Origin of the sequence: Dyadobacter sp. BHUBP1, assembly GCF_050587785.1 — a bacterium.
Lineage (GTDB): Bacteria > Bacteroidota > Bacteroidia > Cytophagales > Spirosomataceae > Dyadobacter.
The window spans coordinates 1,544,723-1,566,460 of record NZ_JBOBIH010000001.1 but is presented as its reverse complement, the minus strand read 5'-3'; the positions used below and the strand labels follow the sequence as shown (position 1 = coordinate 1,566,460).

The following is a 21,738-nucleotide window of genomic DNA, read 5'->3' as shown; positions in this document are numbered from 1 at the left end:
CATTAATTAAGAATGATTGCGTATATAAAATAGCGTTCAATTGTATAATTGTTTCTCAAAAAACTGATGATTATGAAACGACGGGAATTTTTGAAGCAATCGGCCTTAACCACCGCCGGGACTATGATGATCCCGTCATTTCTTAAGGCTTATGAAATGGGCCAAATGAACGTAGATCCTACGGGCAACAAAATATTGGTTATGGTGCAGCTATCGGGAGGCAACGACGGGCTCAATACGGTTGTACCCTTTCGAAACGACATTTATTACCGCGAAAGACCCACTCTGGCCATCGCGCGTGAAAAAGTATTGGCATTGAACGACGAAATCGGGTTTAATCCCGCGCTGGAACCGCTGAAAGCGTTATATGACGATGGGCTGGTAAAGGTGATCAACAATGTAGGATATCCCAATCCGGACAGGTCCCATTTCCGGTCCATGGATATCTGGCAAACGGCAAGCGGTTCCGACCAATATCTGAATACAGGCTGGCTAGGGCGTTACCTGGATGCTACCTGTTCGAGGCCCGGAGGCTGTGCGCAGCACCGGGCGATAGAAGTCGACGATACGCTTAGTTTGAGCATGAAAGGAAATATGGTCAATGGACTTGCCTTGCTCAACCCCAAAAAGCTTTATAACCAAACCCGCGACGGGATGATCAAAGAGTTGGCAGACCTCAGCTACCCCGAAACGCACAGTAACACAGGTTACCTTTATAAAACGCTGGCCGAGACGGTATCCTCCGCAGCCTATGTTTACGATCAAGCGGCAAAATCGGTGCATCGAACCATAGGTGTTTACCCTGCGCACGAGCTGGGTAAACGGTTGAAGACTGTTTCCGAACTAATCCAGTCTGACACCCGGACAAGGGTGTATTATGTTTCCATTTCCGGCTTCGATACACACGTAAACCAAATGGGTCAGCAGGAAAGACTTTTACGGCAGTATGCCGAGGCAGTCAAAGCATTCATGGATGATATGAAATCGACCAACCGGCAAAACGATGTGTTAGTCATGACTTTCTCTGAATTTGGGCGCAGGGTAAAGCAGAATGCGAGCAATGGAACTGACCATGGCACGGCCAACAATGTTATACTGATCGGAGGAGGTCTCAACGGGACTCGAAGCCAGCGTGTTTACGATCAAGCACCTGATCTGCACAATCTGGATATGGGCGACTTAAAGTTCACCATTGATTTCCGGAGTATTTATGCGACGCTGCTAGAAGATTGGCTTGCAACAGACGATGTAGCTATTCTCGGAAAGAAGTTTCCAAAACTCAGCCTGCTGTAACTAGGAAGTCTTCCTTGGCAGTTTAACAGTGCTCTTCGAGCACCCTTCGGCCAATCCCAACAGGCGTAGCAGTCGAGAAGAAACTGAATGCACTTGTAACGCGCTGATCTGGTTAACCATAGCACTAGTTCTTTGCTTAATTATTATCCTACATTCAATCCAAGGGACAAGCTGATTGAAGCCTAGATGATAAAAACCAATTGAGCGACTGCTTGAAAGCGGCCGAAAGAGAATCGAGATCCTAAAAAGCGGAAATTGAAGGTGCTGACCTAAAAGTCTAACCATTTGCTGGAAGATTTGCGAAGGTTGGCGTCGAGTTTTAACGCTGAAGACTCCGGTTCAAGCGGTCTCATAATTCGTGATGGACTCAAATCATCTCTCATATTGGAGTTCGTTGCGGTTATACGTGAAATGGGCCTCGTTCTTTTCTGAGGATGCCAGGGTGAGAATTGAGCGGCGGTGTGGAGTCTTTTTATTGCCATCAAAAGAGAATATGTCTCATTCGTGCTTTCATTAAAGTCTGTTCCGTTTGGCATTCAAACAAGCACCTAAAAAATGGACCATGCCAACAGTTTAAGAGCAGCGAGGTGCTTATTCGTTCCCTTTGAGTAGTTACAGAAGCGGGACATCGAGAAGATGTCGAAGGTGAGCTGAACGGCATTTAGGCTATGACTAGCGCGGGCAATCGGCCAAGAGCAATGTAAGCAGCCGGTTGTCCCCCCTTGGTTTCTTCGAGGTGTAGACCAGGATATTGGTTCAATTTCCAGCGGTTTGGAAGAAGATTTGAGAATTTACCCTGCCAACTCTTGCGTCTGCTGTTGCGTACTGCAATTCGTCCGGTCGCGCGACTAGTCGTTCGATTTCGGACATCCCGAACATAAAGAAACCACCCATCTGATTCATTATCAATACCTTATATGAGATCGACTTTATTGGTACATTATTTGTTTAACAAATGTTAAGAAAATTATTTTAATATGGGAAGATCCTATTTAGGTGAATTTGAAGAATTGGTCCTGCTCACCGTTATCGTGCTTGGCGCCGGAGCATATGGCGTGAGCATAGCCGAAGAGCTTCGCCAACGCACCAACCGCACCATCAGCCTCAGCGCTGTGCATATTGCATTGTACAGGCTCGAAGAAAAAGGTTTTGTCACCTCCCAAATGGGCGGCGCCACATTAAGCCGGGGAGGACGAAAAAAGCGGCTTTTCATGATTACTACGGCAGGGCGAAACATGCTGACCGAAATCCAGGAGATACGAAACCAATTCTGGTATGCAATCGTAAACCCGGCACAGTGATGAAAAAGCAAAGACAAGCCACCCCTCCGCGTTTTGCTCATAGATTATTTAGGCTGCTTTGTCCACCGGAATTGTTTGAAGAACTGGAAGGCGACATGCAAGAGCAATTCGAACTCGACGTAAACCGCGCAGGCGAGGCGGCCGCCAGAAAAACATACTTATTAGAAGCGGTCAAATTCGCGAAACCATACTATCTGAAAAGACGCATTGCAGGTCTGTTAACCTCGCGGCTAAAAACGAAGAAGAAAGTGCATTACTATTCGCCCAAACCATTAAGTACAGCCATGATCAAAAACTATCTTACCGTCGCACGGCGAACAATTGTTCGCTATAAATCTTATACGCTCATTAATGTTCTTGGACTGGCGCTGGGCCTGAGTTGCGGGATATTGATCTTTTCGCTGGTCAATTACCACCTCGGATTCGACAAGTTCCACGCAAATGCTGACCGTGTTTACCGGATTACTTCCGAGTTGCATAATGAAACAGTCAGCAAATATGGCAGTGTGCCACAACCCATCGGTGCCGCGATGCGGGACGATTATCCGTTTGTTGAAAAAGTGTCGATGCTCATCAGCTTCGGTGGGAACATTTCATTTCCCTCCCGCCGGGATAATCCCAAATTCGATGACGGGGTAGCCTATGTCGAACCCGACTTTTTCCATATCCTAGATTTCCCTTTCCTCGCCGGAAACCGGGAAGATGCGCTCTCGCAACCCAATACCGCTGTGATTACCGAGCGCCTGGCCGAAAAATACTTCAAAAACGATCAGGCGATTGGAAAGAGCTTCCGCCTGGACAACAAAACCGATTTTACCATCACAGGCATTCTCAAAAACTTGCCCGAAAATACCGATATCCGCCAGGAAATATATCTCTCTTACCCCAGCATCAAACAAACAACTCCCTGGCTCAACACCTGGGGCGGTATTTTGAGCGCCACCCAGGCATATGTATTATTCAAACCCGGCACGGATGCTTCGAAGGCAGAAGAAGCTATGGCCAGTATTTCTACCAAATACTACGATGCGAAGGATGCAAAAACTTTCCAATTTCATTTGCAACCACTTTCCGACATTCACATGAACCTGGAATTTGGCGGCGCGATTGCTAAAAGCCAGCTCTTTGCGCTTTCCCTTATTGGTCTTTTCCTGGTGATCACGGCCTGCGTTAACTTCATCAATCTGGCCACCGCCCAGGCGTTGGGGCGCAGCAAAGAAATCGGCGTGCGGAAAGTGATGGGCAGCATGAAGGGGCAGCTTTTCTGGCAATTTATCGTTGAAACGGGGCTCATTACCCTCATTGCCTTCATTTTCGCCATCGGGTTATCATATCTCACGTTGCCATTTATGAATGAGATGCTATCAACCCGCGTCACACTCGATTGGCCGAAAGACATCAATCAGCCTATTTTTGCTGCCTGTCTGCTCGTGGTTGTTACCTTCATTTCAGGTTCATACCCCGGACTGGTATTGGCCGGATTTCAGCCAATCACGGCATTGAAAGGGAGGCTCACGCAGAGCCAAATTGGAGGCTTTTCCATTCGCAAGGGCTTGGTCATCGCTCAGTTTGCCATTTCGCAGACCCTTCTGATCGGCACAATCGTCATCACCGGCCAAATGCGGTTCAACACCGAGGCAGACATGGGTTTCAAAAAAGACGCTATCGTGTTACTGTCTGTGCCGGAGACAAACGCAACTAAGCAGAGCGCCATGCGGGCGCGGTTTTCGCAATTGCCGGGGGTGGAGAAAGTTGCTTTTTTGAGCGCTCCGCCAGCATCGCCTGAAAACAATTTCGACACTGGTATCAGGTATGCTGGCAGACCCGAGAACGAAAAATTTACCATTTTCTACAAAACCGGTGACCCTGAATACCTCTCTATGTTCGGTCTAAAACTGGTGGCGGGCCGAAACCTGGTTCCTTCCGACACTACCAAGGAATATCTTCTGAACGAAACTGCGGTTGAAAAGCTCGGCGTGAAATCGCCGCAGGAAGTAATCGGCAAAAATGTGAATATTAATGGTCGAAACGGGATCATCGTCGGTGTGATGAAGGACTTTCATAGCAAGTCATTCCGTGAAAAAATTGACCCGGTTTGCCTGACAACCCGCGCTGCGGACAATTCGCAATGTGCCTTGAAAGTAAGTAACCAGAACCTGGCCGCAACGCTCGCCTTCATTCAGAAATCATGGAATGAAACCAATCCGGATTACATTTATTCCTACCAGTTTCTGGACAAGCACCTGCAACGCTTTTATGAACTTGATCAGCTCATTCTGCAACTCATGTGGCTCTTTGCCGGCATCGCAATCTTCATTAGTTCCCTCGGTCTGTATGGCCTGATTTCCTTCATAGTTGCCCAAAAGAAAAAAGAAATAGGGGTCCGCAAGACGTTGGGCGCGGGAGTGGGAAGTATCGTCTGGCTTTTCGGCAGACAATTCATCCACTTGCTCGTGATCGCCTTCGTTATTGCTGCTCCGATCGGATGGTGGCTTGTGGATAAATACCTGGCCGATTTCCAATACCATATCGAGCTAAACCTGACAACCTTCATCGCTGCGCTCGGTATAACGTTTTTGATTGCGATTGTAACAGTTGGATATCAGTCGGTTAAAGCTGCACTGATCAATCCCGTAAACGCATTGAGGTCCGAGTAAGTTGTCAAAGCAATACTTAACGGCCCAGCTCTGTAAAAGAGTTCGGCGAATCACTTTGTAAATTTTCAGCAAAAAGTGGAATTTATTCGCTTTACATACGATATAGAAAGGGCCGCAAAAGCGGTGGAAGGCAGTCCCTTACCTAATGCGTATGCTGATATGCTACGAAATGGCTAGATACAAGGTTCACAGGGATTTAGAAAGAACCTAATATTCGACAGGGACACCAGGCCGCGGAGATGACATTGGTGTAGCCTTACCTTAAATAGGACAATGAGATATTAGACTTTTTTGTTTTCCATTGTCTTCGCGAATACGGCTGGTGCCATCCCGGCAAGGGCTTGATGCGGGTGTAGCCGATTGTAATTATCCATCCATTCGTCCGATAAAATACGAACCGCAGCGGCGGCCGCTTGTTCAAGCGATTCAAACAAATAGGCATCTAACACGTCTTCCCGATAGGTGCGGTTTAGCCTTTCAACGTAACCATTTTGCATCGGTTTCCCGGGCTGAATGTAATGGATCGCGATGCCTTTGTTCTCACACCATTGCCTGAATTTGTCAGCCAGGAACTCTGGTCCGTTGTCAACCCGGATCTGTTCTGGATATGGTCTGTTCAAAGCAATTAATTCCAGAACATCAACTACCTGCTGAGCAGCAAGAGAAAAATCGGCATGCGCCGCCAGCACTTCCCGGCTACAATCATCGATAATTGTCAGCACGCGGATTTTACGTTTACTCACAAGGGCATCCGATACAAAATCCATACTCCAGCTTTTATTTGGGTGGCTAAGGACTTGCAGAGGTTGCTTGACCCGAGCTGGTAAACGGCGTTTGTGACGACGGCGGTGTTTCAAATTTAGCAGCCGATATACCCGTAAGACCCTCTTTCGATTCCAAGCAAAACCTTCATTACGAAGCTTTCCATAGTAATCATCAAAGCCCCTTGTCGGGTAGATTTCGGCATATGCCCGTAATTTTTCAATTACCAGCTTATCATCTTTTCTGCTTCGATAATACCACTTGGAACGATGTATCCCAATTACCCGGCAAGCCCTGCCAACGGACACTTTTTCTTCAACAGCCCACTCCACGAGTTCCCTTTGCCGACAAGGCTCTACAGCTTTTTTTCGATAATGTCCTTGGCGAGTTTATAGTCCAGGCTCAGCTCGGCAAACATCTGCTTCAATCGTCGATTTTCATCCTGGAGAGCCTTTAACTCCTTCAATTGAGCAGCTTCCATTCCGCTATACTTTTTACGCCAGTTAAACAGCGTCGCTTTTGAAATGCCGTATTCACGGCAAACATCCATTGCTTCACGGCCACCCTCATACTGCTTGAGAATAGCCACGATTTGGGTCTCGGAGTAGTTTTTCTTTTTCATGCGACAGTTGAAATTAGCTCTTTTCGAGTCTAATCCTACACTGTCCTAAATGCGGGGAAGCTTACATAACGTGTGTCATGGGCACAGAAACTACATTCCTAAATTGTCGAGTAAATTACGTTTTAACGACCGTATAATCGAACATCTCGAAAAAGCGACCAATGTATCCATAGCGTATAAAAATGTAGAAAGAGGCAGGTACAGTTGGTACTCATCCCTTTCAACATATTTATTTTGCTGACCTGCGTAGACGGCAGACTCCGTTTCGGCTGCCTTTGGTTGAAGACTACCTCGTCAATATTCGGATCTGAAAGCAAATAATTTCTAATTAACTTGCATGTCACAGCGGCCGGATGCGGGCGGGCGAATGTCTAATCTTGGTGGATTATCACAACCCGACCAATCTGGCCCACGCAGCTAAAATGACAGGCAATTGACTCTACCCCGAGACGAATCCCATCCATTCGACGCCACCGCTCAATTCTAGCCACCAATTTTTGATAGAAATCAGGTGGAATCAAACAAGCTATTTCTTATATCCTCTTTCCGTCTCGAACTACGGATGAATTTCAAGTCCAAATATTGATGAGCCGCCAGAATCTTGAATCTGCGCGGCTCAAAAAATATCAATAAATCTTGGTCAATCCTTATTCTTGTCCTGAGGCTTAGCAACCAAATCTCGGTCTCGCCTCTTAACGTTCAATTTTTCCGTCAGCGAGATCATGTCGACACTAATTTTCTTGTCAACGATTTTGGCGTAGTGCTGGGTGGTCTTAATGTTCTTATGCCCCAGCATTTTCGAGACGCTTTCAATAGCAACATCGTTAGCTAGCGTGACTGTGGTCGCAAAGGTATGGCGGGCGAGGTGAAAGGTAATCTCCTTATTTATCCCACAAACATCGCCAATCTCTTTTAGATAGGCGTTCATTTTTTGGTTACTTAGAATTGGGAGTAGGCGATCGTTTTGACACTTGACGTGCCCCAAATATTTATTGAGAATCGCTTCTGGTACGGGTAAAAGCGGAATCCGGGACGGAACATCTGTCTTTTGACGCTTGATAGTTATCCATCTTCTCCCGTCAAACCCGCTGGAAATATGTGCATTTGATAGATTCTTGACGTCGGCATAAGATAACCCCGTGTAACAGCAGAAAAGAAAAATATCCCGAACTATTGTAAGTCTCTCATTGCGAAAGTCCCGCTCTTCAATTACAATCAGTTCGTCCTCATCTAGCGGGAAACGATCCGCGTCACGCCTGGCTAAGCTGAATTCAATGAACGGGTCTCTGAGTAACCATCCCTTTTTGACGCAGATTAGAACTATCTTCTTGAAATACACCAAATATTTCATTGTCACATTATGTGATATATTGCGTTTCGCTTTTAGGTAAAACGCATAATTCGAAATGAAATCATAATCAAGTTCGTCAAGCCTGATATCTGATGCATTGTATTTGTAGCGAAGAAATTCTTCCAAATTTTTGAGCGCCGTTACATATCTGTTGTAGGTAGTTTTTACAAAGTCCTTTCCGACGAGCTCCCGCATTTGCTCGTTGTGTTCCCTGAAAATTTCACAAATGGTATTGGGCCGCTCCTGAATTCCCAAAAGCCTGTCCTTTATTCTTGCAGCGGTCACCTGCTTACCCAAGTTCGAGATTGATTCTTGAGCCTGATAAACCTTTGCTTGGATTGAATCAAGATAGGCATTTAATTGTCTTACATCCTCTTTGTTTCCTTGCTTTCGGCCCGCGGCTGCATTCCAACGTTCAGGCTCACATTGGCGTTTAATTGCCATTTCAAACCGGTCGCCATCAACCGTTATGCGCATGTAGATCGGCAGTTCGCCTGCCTGATAGTTGGCTCTTCTTTTCAGATAGAACAATAATGTGAATGATTTAACTAACATAACAAACCTTTTTTAGTGATTAAAATAGGTCTATCGCTTCGAAAAAATCAAGATGTTCATCTCTTGAACAGGCTGAAAATAAACCACTTACGAGCTTTCTGGTGAGCACTTCTAAAATTTACCCAAAAATGGCAATTTGCTCTCGATTTGCTCACCAGAGTTTTGAGAATATTTGCACGTTTTGGCCATATACGTACAAAAACAAAACCCCGCAAATGGCTGATTTGCAGGGCTTTGATGATTTTTGATGTCCAATCTAGTGCACCCGAAGGGATTCGAACCCCTATCGATGGTACCGGAAACCATAATTCTATCCATTGAACTACGGGTGCAAGGTTAGCTTTGTACCGCTAACGGGGTGCAAATATAGCTTCTATTTTGAATTTCGAGCAATTCGCGCCCAATTTGTTTTCAAATTTATCCCGCAGAAATCATAACTTTTTCAGCAACTCCCAGTCTCCCACGCTTTTCAGGTAAAGATAATCGAGCAATACGCCGTTTACATTCGTAATCAGCCTATGGCCCTCTTCGAAGGGGATGACGAACGTCTTGATGTACTCATGATCGGAAAGCAGGCCCTGCACGTTGTCGTGATACGACTGGATGGCCTCAGAAGTGAGTTCCAGTTCGCAGTAGAACATGTACATCGCTTCGTCGCTGGTACCAGTGGAAGGGTAAAATGGCTCGCTGTTGACGCTGATCAGCTGCGATTTTTCCACAACGATGCCGGTTTCCTCGAAAACTTCGCGGGCGGCTACGGAGGCTGCGTCGCTCTCGCTGTCGAGCATGCCGGCGGGGTGTTCGTAGGTCATTGAGCCGTCGCAAATACGACGCTGCTGTACGAGGAGCAGGTATTTTTCTCTGGTCACTACATCAATAAAACATACGAGCACGCTTACGACTTCGCCTTTCAGGAAGCAAATGGGCGGTATTTTATTACCTTCCGGCGTTGTCGCGTCGGTGTAGAGGAGCGAGAACAACACTTCGCCGTGACCATTGCGACGGGTATAAAGCTCGTCGATCCGGTGGATATCAAGCCCATTCCCGATCAGGCGGTTCTTCCAGAGATTGTATTTATGCGAATCCGTCAGATTCTCTGCCATAAGCTAGTGCGCGAATATTAGTTGTATAAAGGGAACGATAACGCCACGTAAGGCACACCGTAAGTGGTCGAATAGCGCGTCTGGCCGTTGATCAGCTTATCGGGCGATGCGTACGTGACGCGTCCATGCACGTAAGCTACTTTCACCCCGATCTGATCGGTGATCCAAAAGCGGACATATGCTTCCGACTGCCCGTTTTGTTTATCCATGAAAAGCGGGAGGGCATTCAGGGTAGCAGGAGCACTTTTAATGTAAGAGTTATAATGTGCACCGCCTTCTCCATAAAGGCCACCACCTTCGTACAATGCATTGCGTTTTAACCCGAATGCGATGCCAAAAAGATCGGTATTGGCACCGATATCAAATTTCCACAACCTGAAATTGGCCCCAACCAGAAAGCTGGCGCCGTTGGCGGTGATTTTTCCGAACTTGAGCGTATCGGCATTGAGCGCGCTGGCCTTAGGCAGCATGTCTGTACGGCCGGCGTAATACCCCCAGCCCCGCACACCCCAGCCTATCCTGAACCAGGGAAAATTAGTCAGGCTCAATTCCTGATGGTAGGTAGCGGAAGGCACCCAAACCTTGTCCTGGTAGCCCAAGCCGACGTCGATGCCGGAGGTAACGCGGGATATATCCTGAGAAAAAGCTTCTGATAAACCTAAAAAAACAAAAAGTACTATGAATCGAATGCTTTTCATTTGATCGTGATGTTTTGAACGGCAAAGGTAAAAAAATAAGGCAGAGACCCCAGCCTCTGCCTCAAGATCATCTACGAATTAAGTAAACGGTAGACACAGATTCGCGACTTTACCGTTGCTCCTCTGTCCAACTATTTCCGCTTTTTGGGCTCCTTCCTAAGTACGACCGCGCCCAACGGAGGGAGATCGAGGATCAGCGAATGAGCTTTCCCATGCCATTGGTGGCTCTCCGCGGTCACAGATTCGTAATTAATGATTCCGCTGCCGCCGAACTGCGCTGCATCCGAGTTGAATATCTCTTGCCAGCTTCCGTCCGAAGCCACGCCTACGCGGTAACCTTTCCGCGGGACCGGCGTCAGGTTCAGCGCGATGATCAGGTTACGCGTCGGGTCGGTCGATTTGCGGGCATAAACGAGTACGGAATTTTCGCGGTCCTGGGTATCGATCCACTCGAAGCCGTCGTGCGAGAATGAATAGTCGAACAATGCCGGCTCCTCTTTGTACAGCTTATTAAGCGCTATCACGCATTCCCGGATGCCTTTATGCGGTGCGTATTCCAACAAATGCCAGTCGAGACTTTGCTGGAAGTTCCATTCGGACGTCTGCCCGAATTCGCCGCCCATAAACATCAGCTTCGTGCCCGGGTGCGTGTACATATACGTGAACATCAGGCGCAGGTTCGCGAACCGCTGCCATTCGTCACCCGGCATTTTGTTAACGAGTGATTTCTTCCCGTAAACCACCTCATCATGTGAGAATGGCAGCATGAAATTCTCGGAAAATGCGTACACCAGGCTGAACGTAAGCTGGTCCTGGTGCCATTTGCGGAACGCAGGGTCTTTCTCGAAATACTTGAGGGTATCGTTCATCCAGCCCATCATCCATTTCATCCCAAAGCCCAGCCCGCCTACGAACACAGGGCGGGATACGCCCGGGAACGCGGTCGACTCCTCGGCGATAGTCTGAATATCCGGAAACTCGGTGTAAACGGCCACATTCATTTCCCGCAGTAATGAGATCGCTTCCAGGTTCTCGCGGCCACCGAATTCGTTGGGAATCCATTCGCCGTGCTTACGGGAGTAATCGAGGTAGAGCATCGATGCCACCGCATCCACGCGCAAGCCGTCGGAATGGTAACGGTCGAGCCAGAAAATGGCATTACTGATCAAAAATGACCTTACTTCGTTTCTTCCGTAGTTGAAAATATAGCTTTTCCAGTCGGGATGGTAACCTTTCCGCGGATCTTCATGCTCGTATAATGCCGTGCCGTCGAACCGGAAAAGCCCGTGGGCATCGCCCGGGAAGTGTGAAGGCACCCAGTCCATATACACGCCAATGCCCGCCTGGTGCAACTGGTCGATAAGGAACATCAGTTCCTGCGGTGTGCCCATCCGTGATGAGCACGAGAAATAGCCGGTGATCTGGTATCCCCACGACGGTGCGTAGGGGTGCTCCATAATCGGCATCAGCTCCACATGGGTGAAGCCCATTTCCTTCACGTAAGGCACGAGGCTTGCTGCGATTTCCTTGTAGGTCAAATGCCTTTCGGGATTGGACGGGTCGCGCTGCCAGGAGCCCAAATGCACTTCATACACCGAAATAGGTGCATTCAGCTTGTTTTTCTCCTTGCGGACCTTCATCCATTCGGCGTCATTCCATTCGTACCAGGTATCCCATACAATGGAAGCCGTGCGCGGTGCTACTTCGCACCAGAGCGCAAACGGGTCCGACTTCTCGAGGTGCTGTCCATTCTGCGAGATAATGTAGTATTTGTAAACTTCTCCTACCCCGACGTTCGGAATCCAGCCCTCCCAGATACCGGAGCTATCCCAGCGCGGTGCCAGCGAATGGCTGCCGTGGTTCCAGCCGTTGAAATTTCCGATTACCGACAGGTAGGTCGCATTGGGCGCCCACACTGCGAAATACGTCCCTACCACCCCATTGACCTCCATCACATGCGAACCCAGCTTCTCGTAAAGCTTGTAATGCTTACCCTGACGGAACAGGTGTATATCGAAGTCTGAAAAACGGCTAATGGTTTCCACCGCATTCACCGACTGGGCCGCCACGGGAGTGCCGGCATCCTCGGCAGGGTCGACGGTTGCGTTTGTTTTTTTCTTTCCGGTTGACTTAGCCATTTGTAATTCTTCAATTAATGTGTAATCTGTTCGAGGACGTAAGATTTACAATTTTATTAAACTATTTATTAAAATGTATATATTTTTTGTCCCCTCTGTCCCGCCAGGAGCGCCACTGGAAGGCAAATCAGATATTGCCTGCGGCCTTTTCTACCTGATCCAGAACGCGCATAATGTTGCCGCCCCATATTTTTTCGATATCCTTCGCCGAATAGCCTCTTTTGACCAGTTCCTCAGTGATGGCCCCGATCTGGCTCACGTCCTGCAAGCCAATCACCTCCCCGCCGCCGTCCATATCCATACCGATCCCCACGTGGTCCACACTCGTGAGTTTGATCACGTGCTCGATATGGTTCACCGCATCCTGTACCGTGGGCATATCTGACTTATACTTCTCATTAATGGCCTTCATTTCTTCACGCAATGCTTTCTTGTCGGCATCCGAGAGGTCGGTCTGGCGGATTTTGAGGCGTAATGCTTTCAGCGACATCTCGTGCGGCTCCGAGGGTTTCTTCACAAAACCGGGCACAAAATTGATCTGGATCACGCCACCATTTTTGGCAAGCGTTTTAATCATATCGTCGGTCATATTGCGCGGTACATCGCACAATGCGCGGCACGACGAATGCGAGGCGATCACCGGAGCCTTCGTCAGTTTGATCACATCGTAAAAAGTGGAATCCGAAACGTGTGAAATATCAACCATAATGCCGAGGCGGTTCATTTCCTTCACCACCTGCTCTCCAAATGCGCTCAGTCCGTTGTATTCCGGGCCGTCGCCGTCGGTCGACGAGTCACAAATGTCGTTGTTCAGCGAATGCGAGAGTGTAATGTAGCGCAGGCCGAGGTCGTAGTAGAGTTTCAGGTTGGTCAGGTCCTTGCCTACCGGCCAGCCATTTTCCATCCCAATAAAAACGGCGCGTTTGCCTTCTTTTTGAAGTCGATAGGCATCTTTGGAAGTGGTTGCGAGCCCGGCGGTTTGCGGATTGGCTTTTACTGCCTCGTGGATTTTGTCAAAAATTTCCAGTGCCTTTTTTTTGGCTTCGGCATTGGCTTCTTCGGTGCGCTTGCCCTGTCCGAGATACACGGCAAAAAACATCCCGTCCATCCCGCCCCGGATCATCCGCGGGAAATCGATTTGCGACCGGTCTTTTTCAAAATCATGCTCCACAGCCACGTCGAAGCCGGGTTTCATCATATTAATAGGTACGTCGGCGTGGGTGTCGATAGTCAATGCAGCGGCGTGGATCTTCTTGGCTTTGTCCGACATCACGGGTGGTGCGAGTTGCGCATGTGCGAGCGCGGGAACGAGTAGCAGGAGTAAAAACCTTTTCATTTTCAGGATTAATTGGTGATTGGTAAAGGAATATTAGCAGTTTTTAAATTGATCTTTTTTTCCCGCATTATCAACTTCCGCCCCGCTTTCCCTGCTATTCTCCAAAATATCCCCTGCCAGGTGCTATAAATGCCTTTGAATAGAATGTCGCAGCACGCGTTGCAAAGATTCGGCCGTATGCCGTCATTTGTAACCATTTCCAAACCCCTTCCATACATGGTTCGTCTTTCCCCATTCCATAAAAGTGTATTCAAATGCCTCCTAGTGGCCCTACTCCCGGGCATTTGGGGAAGTAATACCATCGCTCAACCGGCAAAAAAACGCCATAACGCGGCTTCCGACCAGGATTTTATGTACCAATATTCGATCATCGATGCACTTATGGCCGGCGTTTTTGACGGCGACCTGACGATCGGACAATTGAAAAAGAAAGGCGATTTCGGCGTCGGCACCTTCAACCGGGTCGATGGCGAGCTCCTGATTGACAAAGGGCACGTTTATAAAATCAGCTACGACGGCTCGGTGAAGGAAGTCCCCGATTCGGACAGCACTTCTGCCGCATTTGTCAAGTTTTTCAAAGCTGACACCGTGCTTCGGTTGAATGGCCCCGGACTTACTTATGAAAAGGTTCAGGAGCAAATCAAACATATCCTGAACCCCAACGGCATTTACGCATTGAGGATTTCGGCCACTTTCCCAACCATGACCACACGGGCCGAGAAGCCGGCCGTGAAGCCATATACCAGTTTACCGGAGCATTTGAAGCACAATCAGGTTGTATTTGAATTAAACAACACCAAAGGAATATGCGCCGGCTTCCTGCTGCCGCCCTACCTGGCCCGTACCAATGTGCCCGGGTTCCATTTGCATTATCTGGCGGATGATCGTAAATCGGGTGGGCACATCTTCAACTTTACGGCCGACGCAGTTACCATAGAAGTTGATGTGGCGAAGGGTTTCACGATCGAGAACAATACCAATGCGGAATTTGGCAAGGTAAACCTCCAACCCGACCGTGGGGCCGAACTAAAAAAGATCGAATAAGCCGGAGGAGTTACCGTCTGTGACTTGCCGTCTGGCCCCTCAGCTTTTATATTTGCCCTTGATTAGTACGTATTTCCATGAAAAACAGCCTCCTGTCCGCACTTATCCTCACACTTTTCGCCAGCGCCGCCAACGCGCAGGTTACCTATTTCGCGGATTTGATAGGCAAAGGCTTCAAACAGGCGACGATCGTTCAACCGTCCGATTACGAAGGCAGCGTTACTTGTACGATTATCCGGAAAACCGCTCCGGAAAAAAGCACCAAAGCGGTACTTTACGTCCACGGTTTCAACGATTACTTCTTCCAGGAGGAAATGGCCGAGCGGTACATCAAAGAAGGTTTCAACTTTTATGCGATCGATCTGCGGAAATACGGGCGATCGTGGCTCAGTCATCAGAAGATCAACAACGTCCGCGACCTCTCCGAGTATTACGCCGACATCGACACTGCCCTGGCGGTCATTAAAGGGGAAGGCAACGAAAAAGTCCTTTTGAGCGGGCATTCGTTGGGCGGATTAACCATTTCCCTCTATGCCAGTGAGCGCGCGGGCAAGGAAAAATTCGATGCGGTGCTGCTCAACAGCCCGATGTTTGCATTAAATATCAAATCAGGGCTCAAAAAGACGGCATTGCCGCTACTCCTGAAAAGGGCTGAAAAACATCCGGAAACGAACTTTGACCTGGGCATTAACCCGCTTTACGGCGAAAGCCTGCACGTAACGGCTCATGGCGAATGGTCTTACAGCCTCGGCTTGAAACCATTTATCGCTCCGCCGGTTAACCTGGGCTGGATACGCGCCGTGCTCAACGCACAGGAGCGGCTTGCACAGGGTATTACCATCAACAAACCGGTGCTGGTGCTGCATTCTGCCAAATCCATCGACGAGAAGAAGTGGAGCGATGCGTTTTTCACCGGCGACGCAGTGCTGAATGTGGAGGACGTGGCGCGCCAGGCCCAGAATATTGTGGGTCAATACAGCATTCAGGCGGTTCAGGGCGGTATGCACGACCTGATCCTTTCCAAACAGCCCGTCCGCGACGAAGTGTACTCCACGATTTTCAACTGGGCTAAAAGGACCGTGAAGTAGCCCCCGGCATGGAATGCCCTGTTTGGAATACACTTCAGATTTCCTCCAAAATTGGTAGTTTCATTTGCACAAACGACAATGCTATGAAACTGCTGCTCATTGAAGACGAAAAAGCGCTGGCTACCAGCATACAGAACTATTTTCAGCGCGAAAACTTCATTTGCGAATGGGCAGCGGACTACCGCACGGCCGTAGAAAAGATCAATATCTATCGTTACGACTGCGTGCTGGTGGATCTGATGCTGCCCGACGGCGACGGCCTCGACGCCGTGCGGGAACTGAAACGGAGCTTCCCGGAAACAGGTATCATCATTATCTCAGCTAAAAACTCGCTCGACGACCGCATTACCGGCCTCAACCTCGGCTCGGACGATTACCTCACCAAACCTTTCCACCTTTCGGAGCTCAATGCCCGCGTGCAAGCGGTCATCCGCAGGCGGAGCTTCCAGGGCAGCCAGCAGATCCGCTTCGGCAAGATCCAGATCGACCCGCAGGAGCATTTGGTATTGGTCGACCAGCAGGAAATCGTCTTGACCCGCAAAGAGTATGACCTGCTCGTGTACCTGATCGCCAACAAAAACCGCGTACTCACTAAAGAATCCATCGCCGAACACCTCTGGGGCGACGATGCGGATTTAATGGACAATTTTGACTTTATATACACACATATTAAAAACCTCAGGAAGAAGCTGATGGACAAAGGCTGCCCCGATTACCTGAAATCGATTTATGGCGTCGGCTATAAATTCAGCGAGCAATGAAACTGCTGGAACGCATTCTCAAATACCAGATCGTCACATCGCTGTGCGTACTGACGTTAGGTGCCGTATTGTTCTATTTTTCAGTAGATTACCTGATCGACCGGGAAGTAAACAAGGAGCTCATGCGCAGCAAGGCGAAGGTAAGCTGGCAGCTCCGGCATATCGACGAACTGCCGGTGTACATCCTGCAACTCGGTGACAGCCTGCAACTCGACCAGGTCCGGTACCCGGGCCAAATGGTGCTTGTTGAGCGAAAACTGTTCAACGAGGCTGAAAATGACTACGAGCCCTACCGGCAGCTCATCTTCTACGAACACGTCGAAGGCGCCTGGTACCGGGTGACTATCAGTAAGTTACTGGCACAGCGCCAGCAATTACTGGAAGCAGTAGTCATGACCGTTACATTCATTGTAGCTCTGTTACTCATATCGCTTCTCCTGCTCAACAGCTGGCTTTCCCGCCGGTTATGGCAGCCGTTTTACAAGACATTGCGTGCATTGGATTCCTATAATCTTGAAAAACACGAGGTGCTTACTTTTCCCAAACAGCATACCGTCGAATTCGAGCAGTTGAACCAGTCGGTAACCCAGTTTACCGATCGCCTTGCCGCCACTTACCAGAACCTGAAAGAGTTTACCGAGAATGCCTCGCATGAAATACAGACGCCGCTGGCGGTGATATTGTCCAAGATCGAAGGATTGTTTCAGGACGAGAGCCTGAAAGAGTCGCAGCTCGTAGCGCTTTCCGAGATCAGCGAGGCCGCCAACCGGCTTGCGAAGCTGAACCAGGCATTATTATTGCTTACCAAAATCGAAAACCGGCAGTTTCTGGCCGGTACCGAGCCGATCAGCCTGGTTCCGATCATCAACCGGAAGCTCCGCGACCTGGAAGACCTGATCGAGCAGCGGGAGATTACCGTGAAGACGGCGATCGAGCCGACGGGGCCTGTAATGCACCCGGCATTGGCGGAAGTACTGGTCAATAATTTGCTGACCAATGCGATACGTTATAATGTAAATGGGGGAACGATCGATATTACGCTCAGCCCGGGGCGACTGGTTGTCCGCAACACCGGAGTGCCTATTCATATCGACCCCGAACTGATGTTCGAACGCTTCCGGAAAGAAGGCACGCATTCGGCCTCGCTGGGGCTGGGACTGGCACTGGCCAAGACGATCTGCCAGGTGAACGGGCAGACGCTTACTTACGAAACAGAAGGCCCGTGGCATATTCTCACGGTGACCTGGTGACGATACTCAAAGTTTTTCATGGCTAGTAGTGAATAAAGGGAGGGTTTCTGACCCTCCTTTTTTTATGTATTTCAAAAAAATGTTCAACTACAAATTGTCTTCAGAATTCACACAGAATTGCAACAGGATCGCTACTGAAATTTGAATACACTTAATCAATTTAATAGCGATGACAACAACACGGAACTTCAGAAAAATTACAGCAGTAGCCATTGCATCCGCATTGCTGGGCGGAACCTCCTACGCTACCTACGAACATTTTGGCAAACCAGATACGATTTCAACCTGGGTCAACGACGCGACCCCGTTCGTCAAAGCCCGGTTGGATGCCAAGTCCGGTGCTACGGCCAACGGCCCTGCCGCCATGATTCCCGCCGACTTTTCATTTGCCTCCAAAAAGGCCACCGCGGCAGTGGTACACATCAAATCGACACTCAAACCGGAACGGACGGTGAGCCAGATGCAAATCCCGGAGGAGTTCAGGGATTTTTTCGGCGGCCGCAACCCCTTCGGCCAGCAAGCCCCAGAGGGTAAAATGGAGAAACCGCAGGCTACCGGCTCGGGCGTGATCATCAATCCTGATGGCTATATTGTCACCAACAACCACGTGATCCAGGGCGCCGAAACGCTGGAAGTAACCCTCGCCGACAAACATACCTACAAAGCCAAAGTCATCGGCAGTGACCCGAACACCGACATCGCGCTGATCAAGATCGATGCGAAGAATTTGCCCGCATTATCGTTCGGCAACTCCGAAAATGTGGAGGTCGGCCAATGGGTGCTTGCCGTAGGTAATCCATACAACCTCACATCGACCGTTACCGCGGGCATTGTGAGCGCCAAAGGACGCAGCATTAACATCCTTGGCGAGAATGCAAAGGCTCCTATCGAGTCGTTCATCCAGACCGACGCGGCTGTAAACCCGGGCAACTCCGGTGGTGCGTTGGTAGATTTGAATGGTAACCTCATCGGCATCAACACCGCCATTGCCAGCCAGACAGGCTCGTTTGCAGGCTATTCGTTCGCCGTCCCTTCGAGCATTGCGCACAAAGTGGTGGAAGATATTTCCAAATTCGGTTCCGTGCAGCGCGGATACCTCGGCGTGGGGATCAGCGAAGTGGATGCAGCGAAAGTCAAATCATTCGACCTGAAAGTGGATGAAGGTGTGCGCGTCGAGAATTTCGCCGATGAAAGCGCTGCAAAAGAAGCCGGCATCAAAATCGGTGATGTGATTACCAAAATCGACGGCCACGATATTACCAGCGTACCGCAATTGCAGGAAGCCATCGCCCAGCATAAACCATCCGACAAAGTAACCGTGAATGTGAATCGCGATGGCGTCGACAAAGTGGTTTCCGTGACATTGAAAGGCATTTCAGAACCTTCCGTAGCAGACCGATCCTCGTCGGCGGTAATGGAGCAACTGGGTATCGAGCTGAAAGACCTGACCAGTCAACAGAAAAAAGAATACGGAATCGGCGCGGGTGCGCAGGTAACGGCGATCAACGCCGGCAAAATTCGCCAGAACACCGATATGGAAGAAGGCTTTGTGATTACCAGGATTGATAAAACACCGGTTGCCAATGCCCGTGAAGCCGTGAAAATGCTCCAAGGCAAAAAAGGCGGAGTGATGATCGAAGGGCTTTATCCCGGCAACGATGAAACCCAATATTTCGCAATTGGATTGTAGTACCCAGGCTTTCCGGGGTTATCTCCCGGAGCCAACCCCTGGAAAGCCTTTTAAAATGACCCATTAAAATGAAAAAGAACCTGATTTTGTTGGGAATGCTGACTGTGCTGGGCAGTGTGGTGCTCGCGCAAAGTCCCCAACTGCCAACTTCCGGCAAGGCATTGACTTATAACTGGATTGTCCCCGACATGAAAACCAACCAGAATCCCATGTACGCCAGTTCGCTTGCACGTCACCGCATTCAGAGTGCCTTCGACAAGGCACTGGAAAGCCGGGGACTCACACGCAACACCCAGCACCCCGACCTGCTCCTGCAATTCCACACGTACACGCAACGCGTACGCAGGAATTATTATGGTGGCTATCCGTTCGGAGCTTATCCGATGATGGGCTGGGGCCGGTTTGGCTGGGGATATCCCTACTACGGAGGTTTTGGCGGCTACGGATACGGCGGCTACCCCTATTCGACCACCAGCACCGACGGTACGCTCATACTCGATGTGGTGGATACCAAAACCGGGGATATTATCTGGCAAAAAGCGATTTCCGGTGACGTGAGCAATCCGAACCGGCTTGAAAAACAAATCAATAAGGGTGTTAAGAAGTTAATGAAAAGCTTCCCTGTGTCATGAAAACGCTTCAATATTTCGCCGCTATTCTGCTCTCCGCCGCCAGCTTCACAAGCTACGGCCAGGATAACCAAATGGTTAGTAATGCGCAACAAAACATTGTCACTGAACAAAGTTTGCTCAAAGCCATCGCACCTTACAATGAAGATGTCCGCAATGACATCCTGGTCGCCATCCAATATCCCGATGTACTCGCCAAACTGGCCGGAATCCGGGAGAAAAGCAGCGCAGGTTTTCAGCAAATCATTCAAAACTATTCTCAAAAAAAACAAAACTGGTTTTATGAAGTCAGCCGGTATCCCGAGCTGATGCATAAACTCGCTACACTTCCGCGCAAAACTTCACACGAAGCAGTCGACGGAATGGTAGCCAATGTGGCCCCTTCTTCCGAATTGAAAGAAGCAGCCTGGAAACTGTACAACAATCACCACAGCGACCTGGTGGCAGTCGACAACCTCAACGAAGAAGCCAACTCTTCCTTCCAGGGTATGATCGCATTGCTGGATCCCGATGCGCAGCGGGCATTCAAAACCCTGGAGGAGATGCCGGATGCATTGTCCCTGCTAAACGACCACTCCGACCTCGTAACACGGCTCGGCGAACGTTTCAAAGACAATCCGGCCGCCGTACGCAATGACCTGGCGACCATTCACGACCAGATTGAAGCACAAAACAAGGAAGAATTGGCTGCTTATCAGGATGAGCTGAAACAAAATCCGCAGGCCATGCAGGAACTCAGCCAGGCTTCGCAGGAATATGCGTCCCAGGGCGGTTACAGCTACCCTGCCCCAGCCGGTGATAAAGTGGTGAACTATGGCAGCCCTTATTCCTACTGGTTCGGCTATCCTTACTGGTACGGCTCACCGATGTGGTACCCTGGCTTGTATGCCTATGGTTCCGGCTTCTATCTGGGTCTGGGTGGTTATCCAATGGTTTACGCAATGCCTTCTCTGGGCTTTTCCAGATGGTTCTTCGGCGGTGCCTACCGGTATTATCCGCACCTGTACCGCCAGTACGACCATTATTATCACACCATCGCTCCCCGGAATTTCGTGTATTCGCCTAGAACGGCATTTATCGGCTCAGCAGCGAGACATTTCAGTCCGTCCCTCGGCTCACGCTCCTACCTGTTCGACAGAGGCCAATCGTTCCGTACGGCACCACGTTCGGTGAATGCCCAAGGGTACCGGTCGATGCCGCGTGGTAATACATTCAGCGCTCCTTCGCGGTCTTATGGTTCATTTGGTGGTAGAACCTTTAATGGCGGTGGAGGTGGTTTCAGCCGCGGGGGATTTAGTGGCGGTGGTTTTCGAGGGGGGAGACGGTAGATAGTAAAGCTGGTTTGAAGGTCTCACCTTCAAACACACTACTCGCAGTCCTCCGGCCGGTCGGTACCGTAAAGATGTACCGACCGGCCGGAGGACTGCGAATAATAGGCACGAACGTCTACGTTCGTGCCA

The 21,738-nt window shown here is 49.4% G+C and carries 17 protein-coding genes and 1 tRNA gene; 10 read left to right on the top strand and 8 right to left on the bottom strand.

Going from position 1 to position 21,738, the window contains the following annotated elements; translation table 11 throughout:
• The first annotated feature begins 72 nt into the window (after positions 1-72).
• The 3 genes from ACQ4MZ_RS06425 to ACQ4MZ_RS06415 all read left to right on the top strand — a co-directional run bounded on the left by ACQ4MZ_RS06425 (position 73) and on the right by ACQ4MZ_RS06415 (position 5,251).
• Positions 73-1,293, top strand: a complete 1,221-nt coding sequence (locus ACQ4MZ_RS06425; RefSeq protein ID WP_430843750.1) for a DUF1501 domain-containing protein — start codon at positions 73-75, stop codon at positions 1,291-1,293.
• A gap of 977 nt (positions 1,294-2,270) precedes the next feature.
• A complete protein-coding gene (locus ACQ4MZ_RS06420; protein WP_430843749.1) occupies positions 2,271-2,594 on the top strand; it encodes a PadR family transcriptional regulator in 324 nt (107 codons plus the stop codon).
• Positions 2,594-5,251: an ABC transporter permease gene (locus ACQ4MZ_RS06415; RefSeq protein WP_430843748.1), complete on the top strand. Its 2,658-nt coding sequence runs from the start codon at positions 2,594-2,596 to the stop codon at positions 5,249-5,251. Before ACQ4MZ_RS06420 ends, ACQ4MZ_RS06415 begins: the two co-directional genes overlap by 1 nt.
• 281 nt (positions 5,252-5,532) lie before the next feature.
• Here ACQ4MZ_RS06415 and ACQ4MZ_RS06410 read toward each other — a convergent pair whose 3' ends face one another.
• From ACQ4MZ_RS06410 to ACQ4MZ_RS06375, 8 genes are all read right to left on the bottom strand, one after another.
• Entirely contained in the window at positions 5,533-6,345 is an 813-nt protein-coding gene (locus tag ACQ4MZ_RS06410; RefSeq protein WP_430843747.1) for an IS3 family transposase, read from the bottom strand.
• A gap of 23 nt (positions 6,346-6,368) precedes the next feature.
• Positions 6,369-6,635, bottom strand: a complete 267-nt coding sequence (locus ACQ4MZ_RS06405) for a transposase (RefSeq protein ID WP_430843746.1) — start codon at positions 6,633-6,635, stop codon at positions 6,369-6,371.
• Between the two features lie 640 nt (positions 6,636-7,275).
• Entirely contained in the window at positions 7,276-8,541 is a 1,266-nt protein-coding gene (locus tag ACQ4MZ_RS06400; protein WP_430843745.1) for a site-specific integrase, read from the bottom strand.
• A 260-nt stretch (positions 8,542-8,801) separates the two neighbouring features.
• Positions 8,802-8,873: transfer RNA gene (locus tag ACQ4MZ_RS06395), tRNA-Arg, on the bottom strand.
• 99 nt (positions 8,874-8,972) lie between these two features.
• A complete protein-coding gene (locus ACQ4MZ_RS06390; RefSeq protein ID WP_430843744.1) occupies positions 8,973-9,644 on the bottom strand; it encodes an NUDIX hydrolase in 672 nt (223 codons plus the stop codon).
• A gap of 17 nt (positions 9,645-9,661) precedes the next feature.
• Complete coding sequence (locus ACQ4MZ_RS06385) at positions 9,662-10,342, bottom strand: hypothetical protein (RefSeq protein ID WP_430843743.1); 681 nt, start codon at positions 10,340-10,342, stop codon at positions 9,662-9,664.
• A gap of 131 nt (positions 10,343-10,473) precedes the next feature.
• Positions 10,474-12,480: a 1,4-alpha-glucan branching protein GlgB gene (gene glgB / locus ACQ4MZ_RS06380; protein WP_430843742.1), complete on the bottom strand. Its 2,007-nt coding sequence runs from the start codon at positions 12,478-12,480 to the stop codon at positions 10,474-10,476.
• A gap of 127 nt (positions 12,481-12,607) precedes the next feature.
• Positions 12,608-13,816: a dipeptidase gene (locus ACQ4MZ_RS06375; protein ID WP_430843741.1), complete on the bottom strand. Its 1,209-nt coding sequence runs from the start codon at positions 13,814-13,816 to the stop codon at positions 12,608-12,610.
• A 264-nt stretch (positions 13,817-14,080) separates the two neighbouring features.
• On the opposite strand from ACQ4MZ_RS06375, the gene budA reads away from it, so the two are divergent.
• From budA to ACQ4MZ_RS06340, 7 genes are all read left to right on the top strand, one after another.
• Positions 14,081-14,860: an acetolactate decarboxylase gene (budA, locus tag ACQ4MZ_RS06370; protein WP_430843740.1), complete on the top strand. Its 780-nt coding sequence runs from the start codon at positions 14,081-14,083 to the stop codon at positions 14,858-14,860.
• Positions 14,861-14,937: 77 nt separating this feature from the next.
• Positions 14,938-15,948, top strand: coding sequence for an alpha/beta hydrolase (locus tag ACQ4MZ_RS06365; protein ID WP_430843739.1), 1,011 nt, complete (start codon positions 14,938-14,940; stop codon positions 15,946-15,948).
• 83 nt (positions 15,949-16,031) lie between these two features.
• Entirely contained in the window at positions 16,032-16,709 is a 678-nt protein-coding gene (locus tag ACQ4MZ_RS06360; RefSeq protein WP_430843738.1) for a response regulator transcription factor, read from the top strand.
• The gene (locus ACQ4MZ_RS06355; protein ID WP_430843737.1) at positions 16,706-17,959 is read left to right on the top strand and encodes a sensor histidine kinase; all 1,254 of its coding nucleotides are present in this window, start codon (positions 16,706-16,708) and stop codon (positions 17,957-17,959) included. The genes ACQ4MZ_RS06360 and ACQ4MZ_RS06355 overlap by 4 nt, the downstream gene beginning before the upstream one ends.
• 169 nt (positions 17,960-18,128) lie before the next feature.
• On the top strand, positions 18,129-19,649 hold the full coding sequence (locus ACQ4MZ_RS06350; RefSeq protein WP_430843736.1) for a Do family serine endopeptidase: 1,521 nt from the start codon (positions 18,129-18,131) through the stop codon (positions 19,647-19,649).
• A 68-nt stretch (positions 19,650-19,717) separates the two neighbouring features.
• The gene (locus ACQ4MZ_RS06345) at positions 19,718-20,281 is read left to right on the top strand and encodes a DUF4136 domain-containing protein (RefSeq protein ID WP_430843735.1); all 564 of its coding nucleotides are present in this window, start codon (positions 19,718-19,720) and stop codon (positions 20,279-20,281) included.
• Positions 20,278-21,606 carry a hypothetical protein gene (locus tag ACQ4MZ_RS06340; RefSeq protein WP_430843734.1) on the top strand — a complete coding sequence of 443 codons (1,329 nt, stop codon included), beginning with the start codon at positions 20,278-20,280 and terminating at the stop codon, positions 21,604-21,606. Before ACQ4MZ_RS06345 ends, ACQ4MZ_RS06340 begins: the two co-directional genes overlap by 4 nt.
• Positions 21,607-21,738 lie beyond the last annotated feature (132 nt).